This is a genomic window from Paenibacillus sp. FSL W8-0919 (assembly GCF_038003785.1).
Lineage (GTDB): Bacteria > Bacillota > Bacilli > Paenibacillales > Paenibacillaceae > Paenibacillus_AQ > Paenibacillus_AQ lactis.
Genome location: NZ_JBBOPV010000001.1, coordinates 1286780 through 1309899, shown reverse-complemented (window position 1 = coordinate 1309899; position 23120 = coordinate 1286780). Strand labels below are relative to the sequence as shown.

22 protein-coding genes and 1 pseudogene are annotated in these 23120 nt (G+C 44.6%); 5 read left to right on the top strand and 18 right to left on the bottom strand.

All coding sequences use genetic code 11. From position 1 onward, the window contains the following. Positions 1-17: 17 nt before the first annotated feature. The 6 genes from NST44_RS05720 to NST44_RS05695 form a co-directional block, all read right to left on the bottom strand. Complete coding sequence (locus NST44_RS05720) at positions 18-1124, bottom strand: SGNH/GDSL hydrolase family protein (RefSeq protein WP_007129145.1); 1107 nt, start codon at positions 1122-1124, stop codon at positions 18-20. A 46-nt stretch (positions 1125-1170) separates the two neighbouring features. Next, on the bottom strand, positions 1171-1935 hold the full coding sequence (locus NST44_RS05715; protein WP_007129146.1) for a Cof-type HAD-IIB family hydrolase: 765 nt from the start codon (positions 1933-1935) through the stop codon (positions 1171-1173). Continuing rightward, positions 1932-2768, bottom strand: a complete 837-nt coding sequence (locus NST44_RS05710; RefSeq protein ID WP_007129147.1) for a carbohydrate ABC transporter permease — start codon at positions 2766-2768, stop codon at positions 1932-1934. The genes NST44_RS05715 and NST44_RS05710 overlap by 4 nt, the downstream gene beginning before the upstream one ends. A 29-nt stretch (positions 2769-2797) precedes the next feature. Then, positions 2798-3748 carry a carbohydrate ABC transporter permease gene (locus NST44_RS05705; protein ID WP_007129148.1) on the bottom strand — a complete coding sequence of 317 codons (951 nt, stop codon included), beginning with the start codon at positions 3746-3748 and terminating at the stop codon, positions 2798-2800. Between the two features lie 155 nt (positions 3749-3903). Continuing rightward, positions 3904-5376: an ABC transporter substrate-binding protein gene (locus NST44_RS05700; protein ID WP_007129149.1), complete on the bottom strand. Its 1473-nt coding sequence runs from the start codon at positions 5374-5376 to the stop codon at positions 3904-3906. A gap of 194 nt (positions 5377-5570) precedes the next feature. Next, positions 5571-6155, bottom strand: a complete 585-nt coding sequence (locus NST44_RS05695; protein ID WP_007129150.1) for a YdcF family protein — start codon at positions 6153-6155, stop codon at positions 5571-5573. 320 nt (positions 6156-6475) lie between these two features. Between NST44_RS05695 and NST44_RS05690 the strand changes: the two genes are divergently transcribed. From NST44_RS05690 to NST44_RS05680, 3 genes are all read left to right on the top strand, one after another. Next, on the top strand, positions 6476-7651 hold the full coding sequence (locus NST44_RS05690; protein WP_340898265.1) for an ROK family transcriptional regulator: 1176 nt from the start codon (positions 6476-6478) through the stop codon (positions 7649-7651). A 399-nt stretch (positions 7652-8050) separates the two neighbouring features. After that, positions 8051-8449 carry a nuclear transport factor 2 family protein gene (locus tag NST44_RS05685; RefSeq protein WP_007129152.1) on the top strand — a complete coding sequence of 133 codons (399 nt, stop codon included), beginning with the start codon at positions 8051-8053 and terminating at the stop codon, positions 8447-8449. Between the two features lie 36 nt (positions 8450-8485). Next, a complete protein-coding gene (locus NST44_RS05680; RefSeq protein ID WP_007129153.1) occupies positions 8486-9361 on the top strand; it encodes an NmrA family NAD(P)-binding protein in 876 nt (291 codons plus the stop codon). 189 nt (positions 9362-9550) lie between these two features. Here NST44_RS05680 and splB read toward each other — a convergent pair whose 3' ends face one another. Both splB and NST44_RS05670 read right to left on the bottom strand, forming a co-directional pair. Next, complete coding sequence (gene splB / locus NST44_RS05675; protein ID WP_007129154.1) at positions 9551-10579, bottom strand: spore photoproduct lyase; 1029 nt, start codon at positions 10577-10579, stop codon at positions 9551-9553. Further along, positions 10572-10820: a transcriptional regulator SplA domain-containing protein gene (locus NST44_RS05670; protein WP_007129155.1), complete on the bottom strand. Its 249-nt coding sequence runs from the start codon at positions 10818-10820 to the stop codon at positions 10572-10574. Before NST44_RS05670 ends, splB begins: the two co-directional genes overlap by 8 nt. Positions 10821-11174: 354 nt before the next feature. Between NST44_RS05670 and NST44_RS05665 the strand changes: the two genes are divergently transcribed. Both NST44_RS05665 and NST44_RS05660 read left to right on the top strand, forming a co-directional pair. Further along, on the top strand, positions 11175-11549 hold the full coding sequence (locus NST44_RS05665) for a MerR family transcriptional regulator (protein ID WP_007129156.1): 375 nt from the start codon (positions 11175-11177) through the stop codon (positions 11547-11549). Next, a complete protein-coding gene (locus NST44_RS05660) occupies positions 11546-12307 on the top strand; it encodes an SDR family oxidoreductase (protein WP_007129157.1) in 762 nt (253 codons plus the stop codon). The genes NST44_RS05665 and NST44_RS05660 overlap by 4 nt, the downstream gene beginning before the upstream one ends. A 185-nt stretch (positions 12308-12492) precedes the next feature. Here NST44_RS05660 and NST44_RS05655 read toward each other — a convergent pair whose 3' ends face one another. The 10 genes and pseudogenes from NST44_RS05655 to NST44_RS05610 all read right to left on the bottom strand — a co-directional run bounded on the left by NST44_RS05655 (position 12493) and on the right by NST44_RS05610 (position 22955). Continuing rightward, a complete protein-coding gene (locus tag NST44_RS05655; protein WP_007129158.1) occupies positions 12493-13404 on the bottom strand; it encodes a sensor histidine kinase in 912 nt (303 codons plus the stop codon). 23 nt (positions 13405-13427) lie between these two features. Further along, complete coding sequence (locus NST44_RS05650; RefSeq protein ID WP_007129159.1) at positions 13428-14192, bottom strand: ABC transporter permease; 765 nt, start codon at positions 14190-14192, stop codon at positions 13428-13430. Next, a complete protein-coding gene (locus NST44_RS05645; protein ID WP_007129160.1) occupies positions 14185-15108 on the bottom strand; it encodes an ABC transporter ATP-binding protein in 924 nt (307 codons plus the stop codon). The genes NST44_RS05650 and NST44_RS05645 overlap by 8 nt, the downstream gene beginning before the upstream one ends. A 370-nt stretch (positions 15109-15478) precedes the next feature. Then, positions 15479-16516 (bottom strand): annotated as a pseudogene (locus NST44_RS05640) (serine hydrolase domain-containing protein); the annotation flags it as partial. A gap of 88 nt (positions 16517-16604) precedes the next feature. After that, entirely contained in the window at positions 16605-17300 is a 696-nt protein-coding gene (locus NST44_RS05635) for a response regulator transcription factor (protein WP_040738336.1), read from the bottom strand. Positions 17301-17586: 286 nt separating this feature from the next. Beyond that, a complete protein-coding gene (locus NST44_RS05630) occupies positions 17587-18660 on the bottom strand; it encodes a hypothetical protein (RefSeq protein ID WP_340898257.1) in 1074 nt (357 codons plus the stop codon). A 76-nt stretch (positions 18661-18736) separates the two neighbouring features. Further along, the gene (locus tag NST44_RS05625) at positions 18737-19810 is read right to left on the bottom strand and encodes a hypothetical protein (RefSeq protein WP_340898253.1); all 1074 of its coding nucleotides are present in this window, start codon (positions 19808-19810) and stop codon (positions 18737-18739) included. Between the two features lie 192 nt (positions 19811-20002). Then, on the bottom strand, positions 20003-21064 hold the full coding sequence (locus NST44_RS05620) for a hypothetical protein (protein WP_340898250.1): 1062 nt from the start codon (positions 21062-21064) through the stop codon (positions 20003-20005). Continuing rightward, positions 21048-21626: an RNA polymerase sigma factor gene (locus tag NST44_RS05615; protein ID WP_210094159.1), complete on the bottom strand. Its 579-nt coding sequence runs from the start codon at positions 21624-21626 to the stop codon at positions 21048-21050. The genes NST44_RS05620 and NST44_RS05615 overlap by 17 nt, the downstream gene beginning before the upstream one ends. A gap of 531 nt (positions 21627-22157) precedes the next feature. After that, positions 22158-22955, bottom strand: coding sequence for an SDR family NAD(P)-dependent oxidoreductase (locus NST44_RS05610; protein WP_340898249.1), 798 nt, complete (start codon positions 22953-22955; stop codon positions 22158-22160). Positions 22956-23120: the final 165 nt, after the last annotated feature.

Here is a 23120-nt window from a genome sequence, read left to right as displayed (position 1 = left end):
TCATCTATCTTTGTTAATCACAGTCGCAATAATCGCTTAACGACAGGTGCTAGCGATTGTGCCATGCGCATAAATCCGAGGTCCGTTGGATGTGTTCCATCAACCGTACAATCATTGACGAAATCATCACCCAGCAGCTTAAAGCCGTCAACGAAATGGATATTGCGGTCTCCTTCTGTCCGCCTCTGTTCCACATTCTCGATCTGGATCAGCCTGCGGCGATCATTAAGCTCCCTCCTCTCCATATAGAACTGGTTTTCGGCAGTGCTAATCCTTGAGACTACTAATATAGGAACTTCGGGATGCCGATCTCTCAAGATCTGGATGAAGGCGGGCAGCGTTCGCGCGATGTTCCCCGCCTCGCCCGTATTCCCTTCATAATCGAGAATGAATAGAGCCGGATCATCGATTTCCGACATGATCCGCGCAAGCTCCGGCTCGCCCTTTCCACTTCCCGAGAAGCCAAGATTGACGAACTCAACCGGTATCATACGGCTGAGAATATTAGAGTAAGCCATTCCCGGCCGGGAGGCGCATCCCCCTTGCGTAATCGAAGTTCCATATATAATGACGGGCCTACTGCTTGCATAGGCGGGTGCTTCGCTTATGACCGCATCCTTATCCACACCGATCCACACCTCCTCTACTCCTTGGTAGAGCGGCAGGTTTAAGGTGACGGCCACCTCCTTTTTTGTATCCCACTGATAAAGCTGGGATTCATATTCACTTTCCGAAGGCTTGAATTTAGCCGTGGTGATAAAGCTCTGCTCTCCCGGTTCTCCAAGATAGCAGTCGACCCCGCACTGTCCTGTAGGCGGCATATGATACATATTGGCCGGTCCGGCAAGACGCACCCTTATGACCAGCCTTGAAGAATTGGTGCGAAAACGAACTTGTCCGCCTGCCGTACAATAAGCAAGCGTATCAACTGCGGGCGGCAATACAGCCCCGGAAGCCAATGGCAGACGTCTGTATATCCCATCCTGCTTAAGCCAAGGGAAACCCGCGATGTGAAAGGGCGCTTCAAGCGGAGAATGCCATCTCAACTGTTCGCTATTTTTTGTCTCCGGGTATAACGTTCCGCCCAGTTGATCCAGGTTTATCTCTTTCGATTGAACGGTCATCTATATCTACTTCCTCACTATATTTACTAGAATATGTTCCCTGTGTTTATTCCATTTGGAATACATATTTCCGAATTGCCTGAGCAACGCCGTCCTCATTGTTGGTAGCCGTCATCACATCCGCTATGGATTTGATATAATCTTCACCGTTGGCCATCGCCACACCGAGACCTGCTGCCTTCAATAGCTTCGCGTCATTGTCGCTGTCTCCCATCGCAATGACATCCGACATCGACAAGCCCAGCATCTGACAAACCTCTTGCACTCCGCTTTCCTTTGTAGTTCCTTTTACTGAAATCTCCATATTAGTAGGGGCTGAACGGGTAACCTCGAGCGTCCCCCAACGGAGCAGCTCTTCCTTAATTTCTGCAAGCTTCTGTTGCTCATGGCTGCCGATGCCGAATTTCATCCAATCCCGTTCGAACATCTCAGGCGTCCATTCCTTGTCGCCCGTCAAGCTTTCCACGCTGTAGCCCCAGTACCACTCGCCCCGCTCGGAAGCAATGGCGTGAATATTGCGGACCGTGTCCCGAGGGAGGAAGACTCGCTTCTTAAGCCTGCCCGGTCCCTCCCAAATTTCCGCCCCATTGAGCAGCACCATCGGGGAATCGAGCCCCAGCTCATCCCAAAGACCCTGTGCAGTTTGCAAGCCTCTTCCGGTAGAGAACATCACTTTAACACCGTGATCTATTGCATATTGAAGCCACCTTTTGGTCTCTTGCGTAATCTGTTTTTCATCCGTCAGAAGAGTCCCATCCAGATCCAATGCAATCAGCTTATATTTCGCCTTTACCTGCTGCACCATATTCATCCCTTCACCGCTCCCATCGTCGCGCCTTCCATGAGAAGTTTTTGGAATAAGATATAAATAATAATGGACGGTACCATCGCAATGGTTACACCGGCAAACAAAGTTACCCAATCGGCAGTAAACTCCATTTGCTTATTCGCAGAATACATTTGCACCGCAATAGGATATTTCTTTGGATCGCTCAAATAGATGAACGGCGCTAAGAAATTGTTATAGAACCCTAGGAACTTGAATACGCCAACGGTTACAATCCCTGGTGTGGACAAAGGTACAATAACACGCCAAAACTTTTGGAATAGTGTCGCACCGTCCATCGTTGCGCTCTCCTCAAGCTCCATCGGCAGAGAGCTCATAAATCCTCCGAGCAGCATAAGGTAGAACACGCTTTCACCCAAACTGGACAGGAGAATTAATCCCGTCAAGCTATTGGTCAGACTCAATTCCCGCATAATGACATACTGGGGTACAAGCGCATTGATGCCTGGAAGAAACAGAGACAACATAATCAAACCCCAGATCAGTTTTCTACCTTTGAACTGCATTCGAGTTAGCGCATAGGCGTTAATTGTCGTAAAGAAAATTCCAAGCACCAGACTTCCGCCAACATAATAAAGGGTATTTAAGAGTGATTGCCCAAAACCGTATTGATTCCAAGCCTTCGAATAATTCTGCCATCTGAGTTCCGAAGGCAGCGCCCATATATCTTTAAAAAACTCAGGGTTGCTCTTCAGCGATTCATAAATAACCCAGATTAAAGGAAATATTATAGTCAGCGACCAGGCATACAGCACCACACGCCACACAATGTCCATTAACGTTCGTTTTTCCTTCAACGGTATCCCTCCGAACCTTCATATGGAAACTAATACTCGTAGCCTTTGTTCGGCACAAATTTATCGATTAACAGCTTGGCTGTTACTAAGATAACGAACAGAATCATACCGACTGCGGAAGCGTAGCCATAATTCCGATATTCTATGCCAAAGGCTAAGTTAAACATGTAGAGGCCAATAACATCCGTCGACCCGTATGGGCCCCCATTTGTCATAATGAGGATGATTTCGAAGCCCTTCATTGTGCCAACGACGAGGAACAAAGCGCTGACGCGGATAATTGGCGTAACGAGCGGCATTGTAATTTTAAACAAGCGTGTCATATGTCCGGCTCCTTCAAGAATCGCCGCCTCGTACAATGACTTGGGAATCCCCAGCATCGCATTAGCAAAGATAATGACATACAAGCCGACGCCGCCCCAAACCCATGCTGGAATAATGGATACAAGTGCCGTGCTTTCATTGCCCAGCCAATAGAAATTCCCGGTATCAATTCCGATGAACTTAAGGATCCCATTCAGCAAACCGTACGATCCGTCATAAATGAAAGCCCAGAGTAGAGCGACTACGACCGTAGATAAAACATTCGGGAAGAAAAACAATACCTTCAAAAATTTATTTTCTTTATACGTTTTATTGGTAATTAAATAGGCAAGAAGCAAGGAGATGATAATAACAAAGAAAGGCACTGTTATCATAAAAATCAAGTTGTGGGTAAGCGCGCGCCACACATACTTATCTTGGAATGCAGTGGCGAAATTGGACAGCCCGACAAACGTGGCATCCGTAAACCCGTCCCAATTGAGCAGCGCATAATAAACGGATAAAATGTTCGGAAACAACGTAAAAAGCAAATAGCCGCCAAAGGGAGGTACGATGGCTATGATCAGAAATATCCACTTCTGCGTATTCGCTTTATCTAGCCCCAAACGCTTGCGCACTGGGGCTTTTGGTGTCGTCACAATGGTTGAATCTGACACGAGAGGTCAACTCCTATCTTACTAGCGTTTATAAAAGGGCTGTTCAAAAAGCCGTCTTTTGATCACGAAGTGAGTCAAGAACAGTGTGAAAGCTAGGTTCACAGAAGTTAAAACGGAAGAGCGGAGATGAATCTTCCCCGCTCCAACATGTCTTATTATTTCTTTTCAGCCTCTACAGCTTTCTTCAGCAGCTCTTCAGCTTGCTCCAGAATCGGTTTCGGATCCTGCATGCCCATAGCAAATTTCACAATATTCTCATTCATTAATTTTTCGGCTTGAGCAAGATTCGGATCGGAAATGTTGATAGACCGACTTGCTTTAAAAGTCTGAGCCTTATTATCTGCTATGTACTTCAGAACAGATTGAGCAGAGCTCGAAAGGTTAGCCGCTCTGGAAGGATCCTCCATTAAATCCTTGCGCATTGGCAAAGCACCTGCTTTTTCGGCAGCAAATTGTTGATTTTCAAGCGTAACCAGCCATGCGATCAATTCTTTAGCCCACTTTTTGTTCAGTTCCGGCTTAGCTGCCCAGATATAATTGAAGTTTGAAGTTCCGCTTCGAATCCAAAGCGTTTGATCCGTGTTATCTCTGAAAGGAACCGCCATGAAGCCCCAGTCGAAATCCGCAGGCGTTGCTTCCTTCATCTCATTCTCGACATGTGTCCCTGTGGATACCATCGCGGCTTGCCCCTGAATAACCTGCATTTGCGATTGCGTATGGTTCAGTGCCGGAAGTCCTTCTGCAAAATATCCTAGCTTGCCAAGCTCATAGAAGCGCGTCCAGGTTTCAACCGTCTCTGGATTTGTGTATTGCGGCAGACCATAAGTTCTATAATTTTCGATGAATTCATCGACATGGCCATTGATATCAGCCAGCTCAAAATTTTTGGCTGTTCCGAAAGCCCAGTTATGGTAGCTTGGATGAATGCCCGGGAACGTAATGGGAGCAATCCCGTCCGCTTTAATGTCTGCTAGTAGTGTTTTAAATTCGTCCCATGTGTTCGGGTTTTGGTTCCAGCCATGCTCTTCGAATAGCTTTTTGTTAAAAAACAACCCGCCAAAGCTGCTCGCCGTAGTAAATTCATATCGTTTCCCATTGATCAGCGGCGTTGACTCGTACATGCCAGGCATCATAAGGTCCTTGACCTTTTTGTCCGGTACGTCTGGAAGAGGGAAGTCCCAAATGTCATCCATTGGTTCAAGCTTGCCGGCTTCAGCGAGCCCAACAATACCTCCAGACGGCTCTGTATTGAATAGATCAAACATGTCATTATCATTGCCTGCAGAGATTTTTGTAGAAAGAATCGTCTTCATATCAGCTGAAGCTGTGATGTCTATTTTGACATTTGGATACTTGGCTGTGAACGATTCAACCGCATAATCGAACCATTCCCGGCCATATCCTCCTACAAAGAAGCCTACCTTTAGCGTTACTTCCTCATTCTTCGGCAATCCATTCTCGTAAGTCTCAACTTCTGCAGATACACCCGGCTTATCCGAACCAGCAGGAGTTGTACTTGGGTTAGCCTCGTTCTTTCCGCTGTTTCCACCGCAACCAGCCAGCATGGTTAAAGATAATAACGCTGCAACACCCGTGCTCATGAATCGTTTCATTTTTCCGTTAAACATTATTTCGCCCCCCGTTAATTAATAAATAAATTGGATTAACTATTTAAGCATAACTATGATTTGTTAGTTACCTATCAAATCAGGGTTAATAATTTGTAAACAACTTCTGGCTTATAGCCTCTTAAGCCTCACCTCCAACAAATCTGTAAACGCTTTCATATTAATCACTTATCGGCTGCCTGTCAACCTTTTTATCAATTGTTTTGATCATTGATGATCCTCTTAATAATGGGGAGAGTTAACCGAAATGCCCGAATTTCTAACAATGTTAATTTGAGCTGGAACCCCACAACGCTTCTAAGGCTTCGATTAGCGCTGAAACCGCCTTTCATGCCAAGACGATGCATAATATACTTCGTGCGGCGGACATGAAATAAATTTGTTATGATCATAAAAGATTTTAGCTGGTACTGCTCCATCAATTGCTTGCTAAAGATTAAATTCTGAACGGTGTTGTGTGACTTGTCTTCTTTTAATATTCTTTTCGCCGGAACGCCCTTATCAACCAGATACTCCTTCATCAGCTCTGCCTCCGATTGGCGTGAACCAACTGCTCCCCCCGATACAATGATGTATTTGTGCCCAAACTGCTGAAATCGTTCGTATGCCTCATCCAGTCTTTCCTTAAGCAAAGGGTGTATTCGGCCGTCTTTGGTTACATAGCCAAGTACAATAAGTGCATCTGCTTTGCCAGGTTGTAATATAACTGCATGCAGCCAACATATGTAAGCCAGCACCGTCATCGCTGCTATTGCAATTATCCATCCGATCCATACCATTACTTACTCCTTTAGGCGTCATTTAGTTATATTTAATCAAATCAGTTTACAAATATAATATCCTTTTTTATTGCAATGTCAATACAATTCGCTGTGTTTTTGGATTAAAACTTTTCGTATTGATCTGTCTCATACCGTATAATACCGCCATCTATCGTCGTTTTTATGAAAATTTAAATGATATGCTCGTTGAATTAAACGAACTTGCAACTTTTATTCGCCTTGTATTAATGCTACACTTGAAGTAAATTATGTTCCTAATTTGTCAAATGTTTTGAATCTATATTATATAAAACGTTGTTGGAAAGAGGATGCATATTGTGAGTGATTCGGTTAAACAAACCAGCCATATGTTATTAAAATCAATTAATCAGCAGAAGGTTCTTTTTCTCATTTATTCAGAGGGGCCGATCTCTCGCGTAGAGCTTGCGGAAAAGACTGGCCTAAGCAGACAAACGGTAACCAATATCGTGAATCGCCTGTTGAAGGAAAAAATAATCGTGACAGGGGAGCTTATCGACTTGGAGGCAGGCAGCGGAAGGAAAAGAGTCGGCCTTCATATCAACAGCGGCCACTTTTACGCCATCGGTCTTGAGCTCGCCGGCAAATACATTCGTGGAAAAGTGTTCAATCTGCGTCAAGAAGCTGTCGCATCCGCAGAACGCACGAGCAACAAATATGGTTCTATAGATGTGCTGATGCAGCTGTTGCATGAAGTTATCGATGAGCTGCTCACCCAGGTGCCCAACACCTCCAAAGTTAAAGGGATCGGAATCAGTATGCAGGGCCTGGTCGATTCACAGCATGGCATCGTTCTACGGACACCCGGCATAGGCGTTCATCGCCTTCCACTCAAGCAGCTGCTTGAAGACAAATATAACATTCCAGTATATATCGAGAACGATGTCAATCTTCTCTCTGTCAACGAGAATATGAACGGCTGCTTGAAGGATTCCAATAACAATATCACAATCAAGTTTGATTATGGTACAGGCGGCGCGATCGTCCATGATAAACAAATTATTGCAGGATCAAGCTTTGTTGCAGGTGAATTCGGGCATTATAAAGGCTTCTATGGAGAAGATGCCTATCCATGCCATTGCGGCAGATCCGGATGCTTAACGACGCTGGCTTCCAGCAGCGGACTTAGCGTTTCCATCAAATGCACACTAGAGGAGTTCGCAGAAGGCATAAGAACTGGAGATCCCAAGTTCCTTAGTTTATACGAAAAAATCGTTGATGGTATCGCGACCGCCGTTACCAATATCATTACATTCATAAATCCAGACAGTCTGCTTATAACGGGCCGAGTTATTCATACCATCAGTCCTGAAATGTTCAACGAGATTAGAGCCAGGGTGATGCACCAGCTGCCTGTGACAGTTAATAACGTACAATTGATCTACCTTGATAACAAACCGGATGAAACAAAGCTTTCTGCCGGGTTGGTTATTAAACGTGCATTTGAAATACCGCTGGATACTTTATCTCTTTAATTGACCCCGCTTTTTGATGTCATTCTTAAGATGGATAAGTCGATCGTACTCAATAAACAGAACTCTCCAGACTCGGAGAGTTCTTTCTTGCGAGGTTGAACCCGAAGGTTTCATTTCCCTTATTATCCAACCGCGAAATTATCCCGTATACTTGTTGCTTCGCAAGAATTACCTCAATCCGCTCAAACAATGCTCTAACTTTTGGGCTACTTTAACAATTATCCCTCTTCTTAAAGCCACTAATGTTTTTATCAAAGTAAAGAGATAAGAAGCAAATATTTTTTTGATCATTCAGTCCGAATATACTTGACCATTCAGTCCGGAAAGTGATATAGTGGGTCTAGACCTACCACTAATTGGATAAGGCACCCACTCTTCCAAGAAAGCGAGGCAACTGAAATGAGTACATTGTCTTACGAGCAAGCTGAACAGCTCATTCAACTTTTCGCAGACCGTTATATTCGTAAGGACTACGCTGCATTTTTCAATTTGTTTACTGACGATGTCGTCTTCGAATTTCCTTATGCCCAGGAGCCCAATCCTAAACGTCTGGACGGGAAAGCGGCGCTGCAGCAGTATCTGGAGAATTTGGGAAAGGTGCTTGAAATAACCTCATTCACAGAACCAGTCATTCATATAGCCGCTGACGCTCCCGTGTTCTTTGCTCAGTTCGGAGCGAGCGGCAGAAATTTATCCACAGGAAGAGCTTATGAACAAAGCTATATATCCGTAATCAAAGTTCAAGATGGCAGGATTGCCCACTATCAGGACTACTGGAATCCATTGGCACTAACTTGATACAGAACATAAATGAGAACTGAAGGAGATAACCGTATGCATAATGAATCATCCACTCGTATTCTACTCACCGGAGGACAGGGCAAGACGTCCTCCCGCATTGCACAGCTGCTGCACGGTCAGGGTTATCTGATTCGCAGAGCCGGACGCAGTATGCCGAGGCCCGGGGAGGAACAAATCGGTGAACACGTCCCATTCGATTGGTTCGATGACTCTAACCATGTTGATCTCCTGAAAGACGTACAGGCCGTATATCTGGTTGCACCTGCAAGTATGCATCCTGAAGAAGTCATGATTCCTTTTATCCGCAGAGCGCTGGATGCCTCGGTTAGGCGATTCGTTCTGTTATCCAGTGCCTCGATTCCGGAAGATGGCCCCGTTTTCGGAGCCGTTCACCGTTACCTGCGTGAGCATGCCCCCGAATGGGCCGTACTGCGCCCTTCCTATTTCATGCAGAACTTCACGGATGCCGGACATGGGCACGGGCATTCCTTGCGCCACAGCGGACACATCTATACTGCAGCCGGAGACGGCAAGGTAGGTTTCGTCGACGCAGATGATATTGCAGCTGTTGGCTTTCATGCCCTGACCGACAAGGAACCCCATAACCGGGAGCTTATCATCACTGGACCAGAATCCCTCACTTATGACGATGTGGCCGAGGTGATCCGCCGCGTTACCGGCCTGAACGCCAAGCATATCCATATCACACCAGAGGAACTCACTGAGAGGCATAAGGCCGCCGGCTTGCCGGGGAGCTATGCCGAATACTTGGCCGGACTGGATGTCCGCATTCGTCTCGAAGGATTGGAGGATCAGGTAACGGACACGGTATTTCGTGTAACCGGGCGAGAACCGCGTTCTCTGGAGCAGTTCATCTCGGAGCATAAGACCTCGTTTCCATCTAATTAACCAAAAGGTACCTTAAGATAAAAGGCTCTCCTGTCATCACCATTTCGGATGACCCAAGGAGAGTGTTATTTACGAACAAGGCGTTTCCGGAGCGTAAAACGTGACACTTTAACATCTATAGAGAGAAATCAAAAAGGCACCCCATCAGGTGCCTTTCTTCTTTGGCGTATCTTTATTCAATTCGCTTTATTACGTAAAATACTCAATTTTTGAATTAGGGAAATAAGTATGGATATACCTGCCTAGCGTATCTTTAATATCCTCCTGCTCTTGATCAGTGTACACGTATTTTCCAATCCCATACCGCCCCCACTTCCACTTTCTCTTCGTTTCATCAAGTTCCAGCTTCGTCATCGGATAGTTTTTCTGTATGACATTCTTCGCTGGTTTAGTAAAGCGATGCTGAATCAGCTCAAAGGTCAAATCCTTTTTAGAAGAATGGGTAAGTGCGGATTCTAATTTCTCGAACATATCCTTGTAGCCCTCTTTCCATCCATCATGCAAATATATAGGGGCAATAATGAAACCTAATGGATATCCTGCCTCCCCAACTTTTCTGGCAGCTTCGATCCTCTCTGCCTGTCTGGATGTACCTGGTTCAAAATTTTTAATAATATAATCGTCATTCATACTAAATCGAAAGCGAGTCCGCCCATTATGCTTGGCATCAAGTAAATGATCAATATGAGCAAACTTGGTTACGAAGCGTAGTTGTCCCAAGTCAGACTTACCAAAGTATTCGATAGCCTTCTTGAGTGTATGGGTTAAGTGATCAATACCCGCGATATCCGATGTACATGATGCTTCAAACCTTGTAATCTCAGGGGCTCGCTCTTTCATATATTGGTCCGCAGCTTCAAAGATGTCGTCAATATTGACATAAGTCCGGATGTACGGCTTACTTCCCATCGTCGTTTGTAAATAACAATAATGACAATGGCCCATGCACCCTGTTGCAAACGGAATAGCAAACTCTGCCGAAGGCTTTGAAGTGTCGAATTTTAAAGTTTTCCTAACCCCGACAACTAACGTTGACTTTGCTATTCGATATTTTTGAAAATCATTGTCTCCAGGCAGGTTCCGAATTTGGTTATGTGAGGTCGTCTCGCGGATTTCGATGCCCATGGTTTCAAACTTGGATATTAATTCTCTTCCCAACGGATAATCCAATGCCCTTGGCTCTACATATACGAGTTGAGGCACAAATGGCTTAACCATAATACGCCCCCATATCAGATAAACCGAATGCCTCTCTATAGGCGTGCTCAGCTTCACTTGCTGTTGGGTACACCGCAATCTCATCGTTCAATGGGTAATACGTCTCATAAATAAACAGCGCATAATTTCCCGGCGAATCAGGATCATTCACTACGGCAGCTTCCTGGACATTTGCGACACCCTGAACATGCGGGTTACGAATGATTACATACACAATCTGTCCCGGTTGATATTCATTCATCACTTCATTGACCCCTATCCTCGATGTTTCGGTTAGTATCACACAAAACAATCTGGAATATGCCGACATGTAAGGAGATCTGATACTGGGGGCATATAAGGGGAATCAACCCGGCTTTCTCTCTCCCAGCCACACTGTCCTTGCTTCTTTACCAATTCCAGATGTATCTCATTTCCCTAAATCCGACATCCCATATTCTCAACACTCAAATTAACAATTCGACATGCCTGATTTCAGCTCACCGCTGCCTGAAACGGCATATGCACGCATGGAAACTAACTGTTGACTTAAACCATGGTTTAAGTCGTATCCTATTCTTGTCGACATTGAAATGTAAGATTTGGGGGCCTTCAAATGAAGTATTGTTCCATTAGCGAAGTTTCAGCCAAATTCAATATTCCAGAATCAACATTGCGTTATTACGAAAAAAAAGGACTGCTGCCACGAATTGAGCGTGATGAAGCAGGCAGGCGGTTATTTTCAGAAGTCCAAATGGCGCTCCTTCAAACCGTAATTTGCTTAAAAAATACTCGCATGCCAATAAGGGAAATTAAGCAGTACATGGATTGGATCCAAGAAGGAGACGCCACAATTGAACGCCGACTTGAAATGATGACAAAACACAAACAGAAGGTGCTGGATGAGATTTCGTTAATGACAGACTCCTTGCAAGGTATTGATGAAAAAATAAAGCGCTATACAAATCGAATCAGGGAGGAACGATCATGAATCTTTCAGGGAATACAATTCTCATTACAGGTGGAAGTGCTGGAATCGGATTAGCCTTTGCAGAAAGGTTCATAAAGGCTGGAAATAAAGTCATCGTTACTGGACGGCGGGAAAATGCACTTCAACATGCAAAAGAAAAACTTCCAAGCCTGATAACTCGTGTAAGCGATTTGAATAAGGAATCCGAGCGTGCAGCGTTATTTGACTGGGTAACAGGAAACTATCCGGAAGTAAATGTGTTGGTTAATAATGCAGGGATCCAACAACGTTTTAACGTGTTGAAAGCAGATGCGACGAACAATTGGAGCTATTTCAACAAAGAAATCATAACGAACCTTGAAGCACCGCTCCATCTCTCTATGCTGTTTGCTCCGTTTTTTGCAGCAAAAGAATCGGCGACCATTATTAACGTAACATCAGGGTTAGCTTTTACACCGTTTGCGATGGCTCCGATTTATTCAGCAACGAAAGCGGCACTTCATTCGTTTACGATGAGTCTAAGGCATCAGCTGTCCGATACGTCTGTCGAAGTTATCGAAGTCGCTCCTCCGGCAGTAAATACAGATTTAGGCGGTGCGGGATTGCATACGCATGGCGAGCCATTAGAAGCCTTCGCGGATGGAATCTTCAACGAATTAGCAAAAGGCAAAATGGAAATCGGATATGGTTCTTCTGTGGCCCGCTTGCGCATGTCACGAGATGAAATCGACAAATACACAGAAAAGATGTATAAGGCAACGAAAAACACCGTTGAATAACAGCTTGTATAAAAAAAGCACTGCCATGACGCAGGCCCCGATCAGCCAATCTACAGTTGCTACGACTTCAAATTGGCATATAAGGAAAAACTCGCTTCCATAATGGATGCCCTCTTTAAATAACAAAAAAGCAGCATTATTGAACGCCAAAAAAACTTGCCTTACTTACGATACGGTTCACAGTATCATAAGTAAGGCAAATTTCTTTTCCACTCGCATCTCATCTCCACGTACCCGTCATTAAGCTCAGCGGTCAGCCGCCCGTTCATCTTTAACATGAGACTACGGGCGATGGTTAAACCCAAGCCTGTTCTTCGACTTGATCTGGATCGATCCGCTGTGTAGAAGCGGTCAAACAGCCTGTCTAAGTCTTGCTCGCTCAAGTTATTTGCTTCATTCCTGAAGATGAGCACGATGTTCCCGCCTGCTTCTTTCAAGCTAATCGCTACATCGCCTGTCGCATGCCGGAGCACATTGCTGATTAGGTTTTCGATTACACGTTTAACCGCTGACGGATCCGCGTTGGCAATCAGCACTTCATCCGTTATTTGCAGGTCCGGTTCCAGATGTCGCTCGTTAAATTGATCATAAAATCCGGTCAGCACTTCCCACAACAATGCATTCATGTGTACCGGTTCAAGCTTAAGTTCATAATCAGCAGATTGCACGAGAGGCAATTCGAAGAATTCCTGAAGTAATAGGTGTAAGCGATCGGCAGTTGCTCTGATGGTGGATAAATACTCCTGCCTTTTCTCTTCTGTAACCGAACTAGCCCCCAATAATTTGGTATATCCGATTATAGCCGTTAGCGGCGTCCTCAAATCATGAGACATATTAGCGATCGCTTGTCTCAATTCGCGATCACTGCGTATTCGCTCCCTGTTCGATTGGACCGCCAGATCCATCAATTGATTAATATTTCCGGCAAGCCCTTCGATATCTTTGTCCAGTAAAGCAATATCAACCTTCTTCCCGCTTAAGCCTTTATGAAAGCGTTCGACCTGGCTGGATAAGCGTCTCATCTCCTTCTTGACCATCACAAGGCGAAAGAGAAAAATGAACATAAACAGAACTGCAGCGATCGCTATATAGATCATTTTTCCTCTCCCTTACTATCTTATTATTTAATCTCTTTCCTCTTAAACACCAGAATCCCGAAGAACACCAAAATTAGAAGGCTGCTGAATCCAACCAACAAAGACTGGATCACATCGGCGTATGTCATCCGGATTCGGAAGGAGTCGATAAGATGATGGAATATCGAATAGCGATACATCGCTTCCAGAACCCCTGGCAACGGTCTTAGAACTTCTGCTACGGAGATGAACAATGCAATTACGATCGAAATAATAATGGTTTTCCCGCTATCTTCCGCAAGCACCGCGATCAGCATCAATAAGGCAACTAGGGCCAGCATATGAATGAGGAACAAGCCTACTGCTCTTGCCAAATAGCCCAAGGCCGACGGGTCTGTCATTTCTCCGAATCCGAATAATACCTTCCCGCCTATGATTACAATGAACGGACATACACCAGCTAGAACCATGGAACCGAGTGCCAAGACGATAAACTTAGCTAAAAAGATATGACTTCGGCGGTTTCCGCTCATGACAATGTTCTTGGCGACTCCTATTGTAAAGTCATTCGCCACAAAAAATCCGGCAAACGTACACAAGAATAGCATGAAGTAGAATGGGGCTGTAGCAAGTGCAAGCGAAGAGAACATTTCCAGACCCGCGCCCATAAACATATTATCCATCTTCCACCATCCGATGGTAATTAGAACGTGCAGGAGAGCAAAAACAACCGTTACAATGATCATTAGTGTCCAAAACATCCTATTTTTGCCGAGTTTGAACAGCTCCATGCGCAATAAATTAATCATGGAATCCGCCCCCAACCCGTTTAGTAAAATAGCTTTCCAAGTCATCCCCGTCTGGCGCAAAATATTCAATGACCAGACCGCTGCTTGTCAAAGCCATAGATACCCTTCTGACATCATGATAGAGGCTGTAAAGCTTGATCGTACCGTCCTGCAAAACTTCATAATCCTGGGTGCCCAGTTCCATCTCGAGAACAGTTGCGGCCTTGCTTGGATCATCAACTCGGATGCGTAGATGCTGCTTGCACTTCTCATTTAACTGTTCATGGGTCATTTGCTCCAACAGTCTGCCTTCATGGATAATGCCGTACTTCGTTGCCATCTGATGAAGCTCGCTCAAAATATGGCTGGAGATCAGAATCGTTAATTCCAACTCGCGATTCAGCTCCTTGACCAGTTCTCTAAGTTCCACGATGCCTCCAGGGTCAAGGCCATTCGTCGGTTCGTCGAGTATAAGCAGCTCCGGGTCGCCCAGCAAGGCGATTGCCAAGCCCAAGCGCTGCTTCATGCCGAGTGAGAAGTTCTTCGCCTTCTTCTTCCCCGTATCCTGTAGTCCGACGAGGGCAAGCGCTTTCGATATGCATGCCTTACCCGGGATGCCCCGGAGCAGCCGATGGACTTCAAGATTATCGCGGGCCGTCATATCAGGATATAACGCAGGGCTTTCAATAATCGCCCCTACGCGCTTCCGGGCTTCAATCAACCCCGCCTCGCTGCTTTCTCCAAACAAACGGACAGATCCGCTCGTTGGCCGGGCCATGGCAGTCACGATACGCAGCAACGTACTTTTTCCTGCTCCGTTCTGCCCGATAAAGCCGTATATATCTCCCTTTTCCACGACCAAGTTGACATGCTCCAGGGCGGTCTGTTCCTTGTATTTCTTCGTCAAATCGATGGTTGCCAGAACAGTCTGTCCCACCCGTCATGAACACCGCACATAAGAAGATGATCGATAACAGGATCGCCAAAGCCGGCCATAGTCGAAACACATCCAAGGTCGTCGAGCTATTGTCCTGCAGCTCCGGAACAACAAACATTAACCATCCTATTCCCGCAATAGGAATCAATTGAGGGATTAACCGCAGATAGTAACGCACAGCGGAATGGTGCTGGCGCTGATCAGACCACTTTTTACTGCGCAGGATTCCCCTGATCCCAAAGCTTGCATACAACAAAGTAAGAAATCCAAGCGATAAATCAATGATGGTAGGCACAGGTGCCTTTATCGCAGGTGCTTGTCCCTCGGTCAGCTGAATAATCCCTGAGCTCATCTCGTATGCATGCTCGAAGGTCGTTGTGAAGCTGTTAAGGATTACAGCTATGGCATAACCGCTGCTTAGTACGATGCTTTGTTGAGCTTGATAGCTTGATAATGCTCCACTATGCTGTATTCGTTGCGGCGCAACACCCGAAGAACTAAGCGACCAGCCTAGACCGTAATGCTCACTACCAGGCTGCGGGGAATAAGATTCCTCCAATAAGGATGAAGACAATAGTCTAACTCCTGATGGGCTTACCCCATCATCGGTATGCATGGAGAGCCATTTTCCCATATCTGCTGCTGTAGTAACGATTCCCCCTGCTCCACTGAACATGATCTCCATCTCTGATATTGGAATTGCTGTACCGTAGGCCGTCACATGCCCGCGAGGCAACCCTGGAATCGCAACCCTAGAGTTCACAGGCGAGAGCGAGTCGTCCATACCGAGTGGGGAAAACACCTTTGTGTCAAGATACGCAGCGAACTCCATGCCGCTTACGTTCTCCACCAGCCATGCCAAGATCCAATAGTTCGCATTGCTATAGAAATGCCTCTCCCCGGGGTTGGATTGAAGCTTCCAGGAGTGAAGACGACTAACGCCTTGTTCCAAGGTATCCGCCTTAGGCACAATGGTTGGGTTGGGAATCCCGGATGTATGGCTAAGCAGATGGCGTATGGTCACTTGTCCGAATCTGTTATCATCCATCGTCAGCTTAGGCAAATGGCGGATGACCGGGTCATCCAGTTGAATGGCTCCTTCATCCACGAGCTGCAGTATTGCAAATGCGGTAAATGTTTTAGACACGGAACCAATTCTCATTAACGAGTGTTCCGTTATGGGACTGCCCTCGGAATCATGCCCATAGCCTTGCGCATGGATGATCTCGCCATCCTTAACGATAACAATCGAAGCACCAGGCAGTCCATTCCGTCCCAAATAACGTTCAATATAGTCGTCTACCGTTTCCTTGTCGAGTACAGGCGCAGCGGCAAGGGTTGGTTGAGGAAGATAAAAAAACGGGGACAGAAGTGCTATTGTTATTACTATGAGTAGAAATTTTCTCATGTTACACTCTCCTATTTCAGCTGATGAACATCATACTAATCATCAAATCCTAATAGAAGATTAAATAAACTATTAAGAAACTATTAATTCATCCTTTCAGTCGATACCCCATTCCCCAGATCGTCTCAATATACTCGGCCTCCGGGTTTGCCTGGGCCAATTTTTTTCTTAAATTGCTCACATGTACGGTAATCGTATTGTCCTCCCCCAAGTAAGCGTCTCCCCACGCCGCTTCAAATAGATTCTGCTTCGTATATACTTTCTTGGGATAAGACATTAAGAGTTCAAGCACCGCAAATTCCCTCGCGGTCAGGATCACATCGGAACCGTTGACCGATACCGTCTTCGTATCTATGTTCAGCAGAATATCCTTGTACGTCAATTGCCGGATCGGATCGGGCTGCGCGACACGTCGATATCTGCCAAGATGGATGTCGATTCTTGCCGATACCTCTTCAACATCAAATGGTTTTGTAATGTAGTCGTCCGCTCCCATTCGTAAAACGGCGACTTTTGTCTGCTGTTCCCCTTTGGCCGATATAATGATAACCGGCAGTTGTCGATCCGGTCCTAACTGTTCAAGGATTTCTTCGCCGCTTCGACCGGGAAGCATCAGATCGAGCAGGACCATGCTCCACTCCTGCTTATTCGCCAAATACAACAAAGCCTCTGTGCCGGAATAAGCCGGCTGCGGAACATAACCACTATTGGCTATAATTTCGCACAGTAATTTATTTATTTCATTATCATCTTCTACGACCAATATCTTTACTATTCCGTTCATTTCATTCACCCCATCATTCTATATTCTCTCATAGAAATCCAGAGATTGGATCGAAAAATCAGGCAAAGATGAAATAATGCAGGTGCATTTTTTTATGACTAAATTTATGAAGGATAGGAAATTGGCATAAATTCAAGGGTATGACCCAGATCTTTTATCACAGATGGAATACGCAAATCAAATGCTGGATGAAGCCAAAAATAAAAAATGAGCCCGGTACAGTACCGAACTCATTTTGAGAAAGCTGCCTGATAAAATCACCGCGTCAAGATTTCCACATTTAGAATTAGTTGATTAATAATTTTGGTCCCTCATTTGCAGGCCCTACGATCGTGTTTCCGTCGAAACTGAGATGCTGACCATACTTCTCTACTATAAATTCGTTAAACGATCCGTCTGCATCCACTGTGGCAATGACTGTGGGAGCCCCTTTTTTGGTGAACGTCATTTGATCCTTGTCCCATGCATTTGTTCCTCTTGCTCCCTTATATCCTTTCAAATCCAGATTTAACATCGTTTTTGCGTCTTTCACTGCATTCTTCATTAATGTATCCAATGTCAGCTTCTTGATCTTTGCATCTTTTTCTTTTTCTTTCTTTTGGAATTCTTTGTAATTATCTATGCTTTTACCATTACTCTGATATACGCCTGCTTGAAGCAGTTCCAGCGTTTTTTCTTCAATGGCAAAGCTCGCATTCATCGTTTTGGATTTATACTTATATTGATACACATTCGGTTTGCCATCACGGACAAACACACGATCCAGCTTAGCCCCCTGCTTGACCTTTCCATTGGTAAGCTTGGATAATACCTGAGCAGCCTTCTTCTCCACGCTTGCAGGGGCATCGTCAGGGGCATAATTTACGCCATGCACCTCGCCATTCTCTTCCATATAAACTTGTTTATTTTGCTTGGCATTCGATGAGATTGTACCCACACTGTAGTTTGACTCTGAGATACTCACATACTTTGGTGTTTCCCCTGGGAACAAAGCTTCCCACGTTTTCCCCAGCTCAGTTTGATATTTTCCGCCATTTAAATCTTCATAGTTGACGTTAATATTGATGCTTTCAAGCTTTCCATTCTTTTTATAAGTAATAACATCATATTTGAAATTCTCTCTTTTAAAACTCACCAAATCTTTCATGGCTGTTCCCTGAATTAACTTATAGGTATTTCCTGTTAGCTCTTTCAGTTTATCCTGAGCCTGCTGTATAAGCTTCTGATCCGCCTTAACATTCTGTGAAGCATTGATATTTACCGTGTTAGGTGCATCAGCCTGAGCAGGTGTTTGGCACCCCAGCAAACTTCCTGATAATAACGCTACCCCGAGCATAGGGAAAATTATCTTTTTGTTCATTTCAATGAACTCCTTTCTTTTGCTCTCATGGTGATAATGAAATATAGGAGCATCTCAAGCTACTTTTCCATTCATATTAGTCAATTAACAATTTGAGTTCTTCATTTGGAGGACCTACGATGGTCATTCCATAAAAATCGATTGTCTGATTATACTTATCAATGGTAAAGCTGCTAAACGATCCGTCTTTATTAAATCTAGCAGTAACTGAAGGAGCCCCTTCTTTTGTGAACGTCATATAATCCTCATCCCATGCATTCGCTCCTCTTGCTGCCTTATACCCTTTCAAATCCAGGTTTAACATCGTTTTTGCGTCTTTCACTGCGTTCTTCATCAAAGTGTCTAACGTTAACTTCTTGATCTTTTCACTTTTTTCTTTTTCTCTTTTCTGGAATTCTTCATAACTGTCTACCCCTTTACCATCGGAATGATATACATCTGCTTGGAGCAGTTCCAGTGTTTGTTCTTCAATGGCAAAGCTGACTTCCATAGCTTCTGATTTATACTTATATTGATACACATTGGGTTTGCCATCAAGGACATACATACGATCCAACTTAGCACCCTGCTTGACCTTTCCATCAGTAAGCTTGGACAGAACCAGATCAGCCTCCTTCTGCACGCTTGCCGGGGCATCGTCAGGAGCATAATTTACGCCATAAGCCTCGCCATTCTCTTGCATATAAATTTGCTTATTTTGCATAGCATTCGATGAGATGGTGCCCACATAGTAGATTGACTCTGAGATGCTCACATATTTCGGTTCTTCCCCTGGGAACAAAGCTTCCCACGTTTCCTTCAGTTTGGTTTGATATTTCCCACCGTTTAAATCTTCATAATTGATTTTAATACTGATCGTTTCGAGCTTTCCGTTAGCTTTATAGGCGATGATATCGTCCTTGAAGTTCTCTCTTTTTAAATGGATAGATTCTTTTGCAGCAGTTCCTTGAATCAACGTATACGTATTTCCTGTCAATTCTTTAAGCTTACCCTGGGCCTTTTGCATAAGCGTCTGCTCAGATTTAGCATCTTGCTTAATGTTCACATTCTCGTTGTTATGCGAATTGGCTTGAATCGGTGTATCATATCCAAGCAGACTTCCTGATAATAAGGCTGCTCCGATGATAGGAAAAATTATCTTTTTGTTCATACGAATAAACTCCTTTATAATTTATTACCCACAGCTTTTTAATGGAATGCTTCAGTCACGTTGAAATAAATCTATAGAAGACCAGTAGTCATCACCCCCTCTCTCTGCCTTAGACGGGCAGAGCAGCACCTTCAACCTGCCAGGCAGGACAGCTTTTGCCATTTAATTCAGCTTAAACCCTGCACCTTCTGATTAGTCCGTACCTTTTTCAGATAATTGCTTTAGCTCAATTTTAATAGAATAGATCGTTCCTTTAGAGGTGAACAACGCAGTCACGTCTGGAGAACCCTCTTTTGTGAACGTTAATGTATCAAACCGTGATTCAAGTTTGGCTACGTTATAATCAGCCAAATCCAAATTCATCCATGCTTTAGCCTGTTTCACTGCCTCCTCATGAATCTTGTCCAGCTCAATTGCTTTTGTTTTCTCAACTAAATCATGATATTTATTTTTATCATCCAATTGATTAAGTTGATCCGACAGCGGAAAAGCTACAACCCTTGTGATCTGATTCGTATTTTTTTGTACATCAATGAGGATAGAACCCTTGTGTGTACGATACATGAACTTATACACCGGATTTTGATCGGGTCTTAAGATCATTTGATTTACTGACCGTTCACTTTCTTTAAAATCCCCAACTTTATGAAAAGCTTGGTCCGCTGCATCCTTTGTTGCATCTGGAACCTGCTCCTCTTCAATCGTTTGCTGCGCATAATACCATTTACCTTGGTCAAATTCGATGGAATTATTGTCGTTTCGCGCCTCTATGTGAAATGTGTTCGGTTTATATTCGTACATAATCACATCATTAATTCCTTCTCCTTGAGGGAAAATCTCATCCCAAACCTTTTGCAGCTGGCTTTTAAACTCCTGGTCCTCAATGTCCTCAAAGGGAATCATCCCCGTATGAAATTTCTTATTCCCATCCAAATCTCGTGAATAAACGGTATCCACCTTCTCATTTGGACTACTTTTCATTTCTTTGGCAAACGGATTAATATATTCAAGCAAAGATAGCCGCTCTATGGCTTGAGCCATGACAGGAGTTAGAGACACACAAAAAGCAACCAATGCCGCTGCGATAACGCCCACTCTTCTTGTGAGGAATGGCTTTTGTCTTGACACGCTTTTGGATTCGAGCTTTTCTACAATCTGTTGACTCATGCTGTGCTCTGGCGTCTCCGTATCCCGAATCATTTGCTCCACCTGATGAATACTTACGATTTTAGATGGATTAGGTGATCGACGCATTCACTGTTCCTCCTTCATTAACTTCCTTCGTCTGCAGTTTTTTGCGAAGGCGTTCATACTTTTTGCGCACGGTTGCCGGTTTCATATTCATGATTTCACTAATCTCATTGAAGTTATATCGATGAATCGCCCGGAGAACTAATATATGTCTCTCTTCGATCGTCAGTGAATTTAGAAAATCCTTCAGTGTCGTTTGACTGTCTATTTGCTGAGTCGGGGTCTCAGGCTGATCATATTTATAACGATCTATAAAACGAAGCCACCTTTTTTTGCTGCGGATTTGATTCAGACTGTAATTGTAGGCAATTTTGTACAGCCATGCCGAGAAACTCATATTTGGACGATACTTATGTATCTGTTCATACACTTTAATAAATATTTCTTGTAGAGCGTCCTCGGCTTCTTCCTTGCTTTTGAGCATATGGTAACAATAGATATACATTGGTTTTTCAAAGTTTTTAATAATTGAAGCGAAAGCTTCCTTATCACCAAGCTTAGTCCTTTCAACCAGCATCTCAATTTCTTCTGAGTTTGATTTATACTCTCTGTAATGACTATCCAAAAACTTACCCCCTCCTGCCTACATCCTTAAAACACCAATGCAGCTCCTTTTGTGACAGCAGCATCAAAAATAATAACATCATCGACCTTGAAATGATGAAAAAGAAAATAATATTTACGGGTATACAACACTGGGAAAGCCTTGTTTTCCACTTGTGTAATGTACGAAGACGGCAAATTATCAGTACAATCTCTTTGAGGGGGGCTTTATCCACTTATTCACGGACTGCTTGCAGCCGGACTGATCGAGTAGGTCACCGATGACGGAGGGCGATTGAAAAACATATGCATTGCATCACGGGAAGAGCAGGAGATCTATTGGAATGGGGGACGGCGGAATTAGCGAACTAAATGCATTGTTTCGTAAGCGAACGCCCTTTGGCTTCACAGCTTAACAGGCCTAACGGCGAAAAACTCTTCTTGGAAAGACCAGTCTCCATGAAGAGTTTTATTGTTAAATGATATCTATATGATTTACTATTGGTGATCTTCAAGTGCATCGAGACTCTAAGTCAAGAACCGGATCCCGCTATCAGTGCCTTTTTGGTTTTGACATACGTTCCATGATCAAAGCCACCCTGCGCCTGCTGAAAAGTCGGATCATTAGAGCCATAAAGTAATTGCTACGGCCATCGATGATATAGCTGCGCCCCTGGTCAATTCCGCGAAATCCGGCCTGTACAACCTTTTCCGGGGTCGAGAGCTTCTGACCTGCTCCCATCTCCTCGCTGCCGACCGCATCGAAAAATCCCGTCTCTGTTGCACCCGGGCATAGTGCGAGCACGCGAATACCACGCCCGCGCGTCTCCGCCCATAGCGCCTCAGAGAAGGACAATACAAATGCTTTGGTACCCCCATAAACTGCAGAATATGCACAAGGCATGAACGCAGCCATCGAAGCTACGTTAACGATGACTCCATCCTTTCTCCTCAGCATATCGGGCAGCAGCCGATGCGTAAGATCGACTAACGCAGCCGTATTCAACAGAATCTCCTCCTGCTCGCGCTTCGGGTCTATTTCCTCGAAACGGCCATAAGTGCCAACGCCTGCGTTGTTGATGAGAATATCGACCGACAAGCCCAGTTCGGAAATTTGTTCGGCCAGCTGACGCGGGGCATTCGCTTTGGACAAATCGCAAGCCAATGCATAAGCCTGTACGCCATACTGGCGGTTGATTTCCCTAGCCATTGCATCCAGTTTGTCCTTGGAGCGCGCTGCCAGAACGACATGACAGCCTTGTGCCGCCAGTTCGTTGGCATACGCTTTCCCAATTCCGGATGAAGCACCAGTGACTACTGCCAGCTTATTTCGATATATATATTTGTTCAAGAAGCCAACCTCCTATTTAAGCGTCTCTGACGTAAATTATCTTCATTGTACTGTCGGTGGGGGGAAGTCAACCACATCATGTTTATACTATTAGCGGGATTAACAGCCTCTGTACTCGTTATGGTTCTCTTTTGTAGAAACGGCATTCAACAGAGATTATAATAA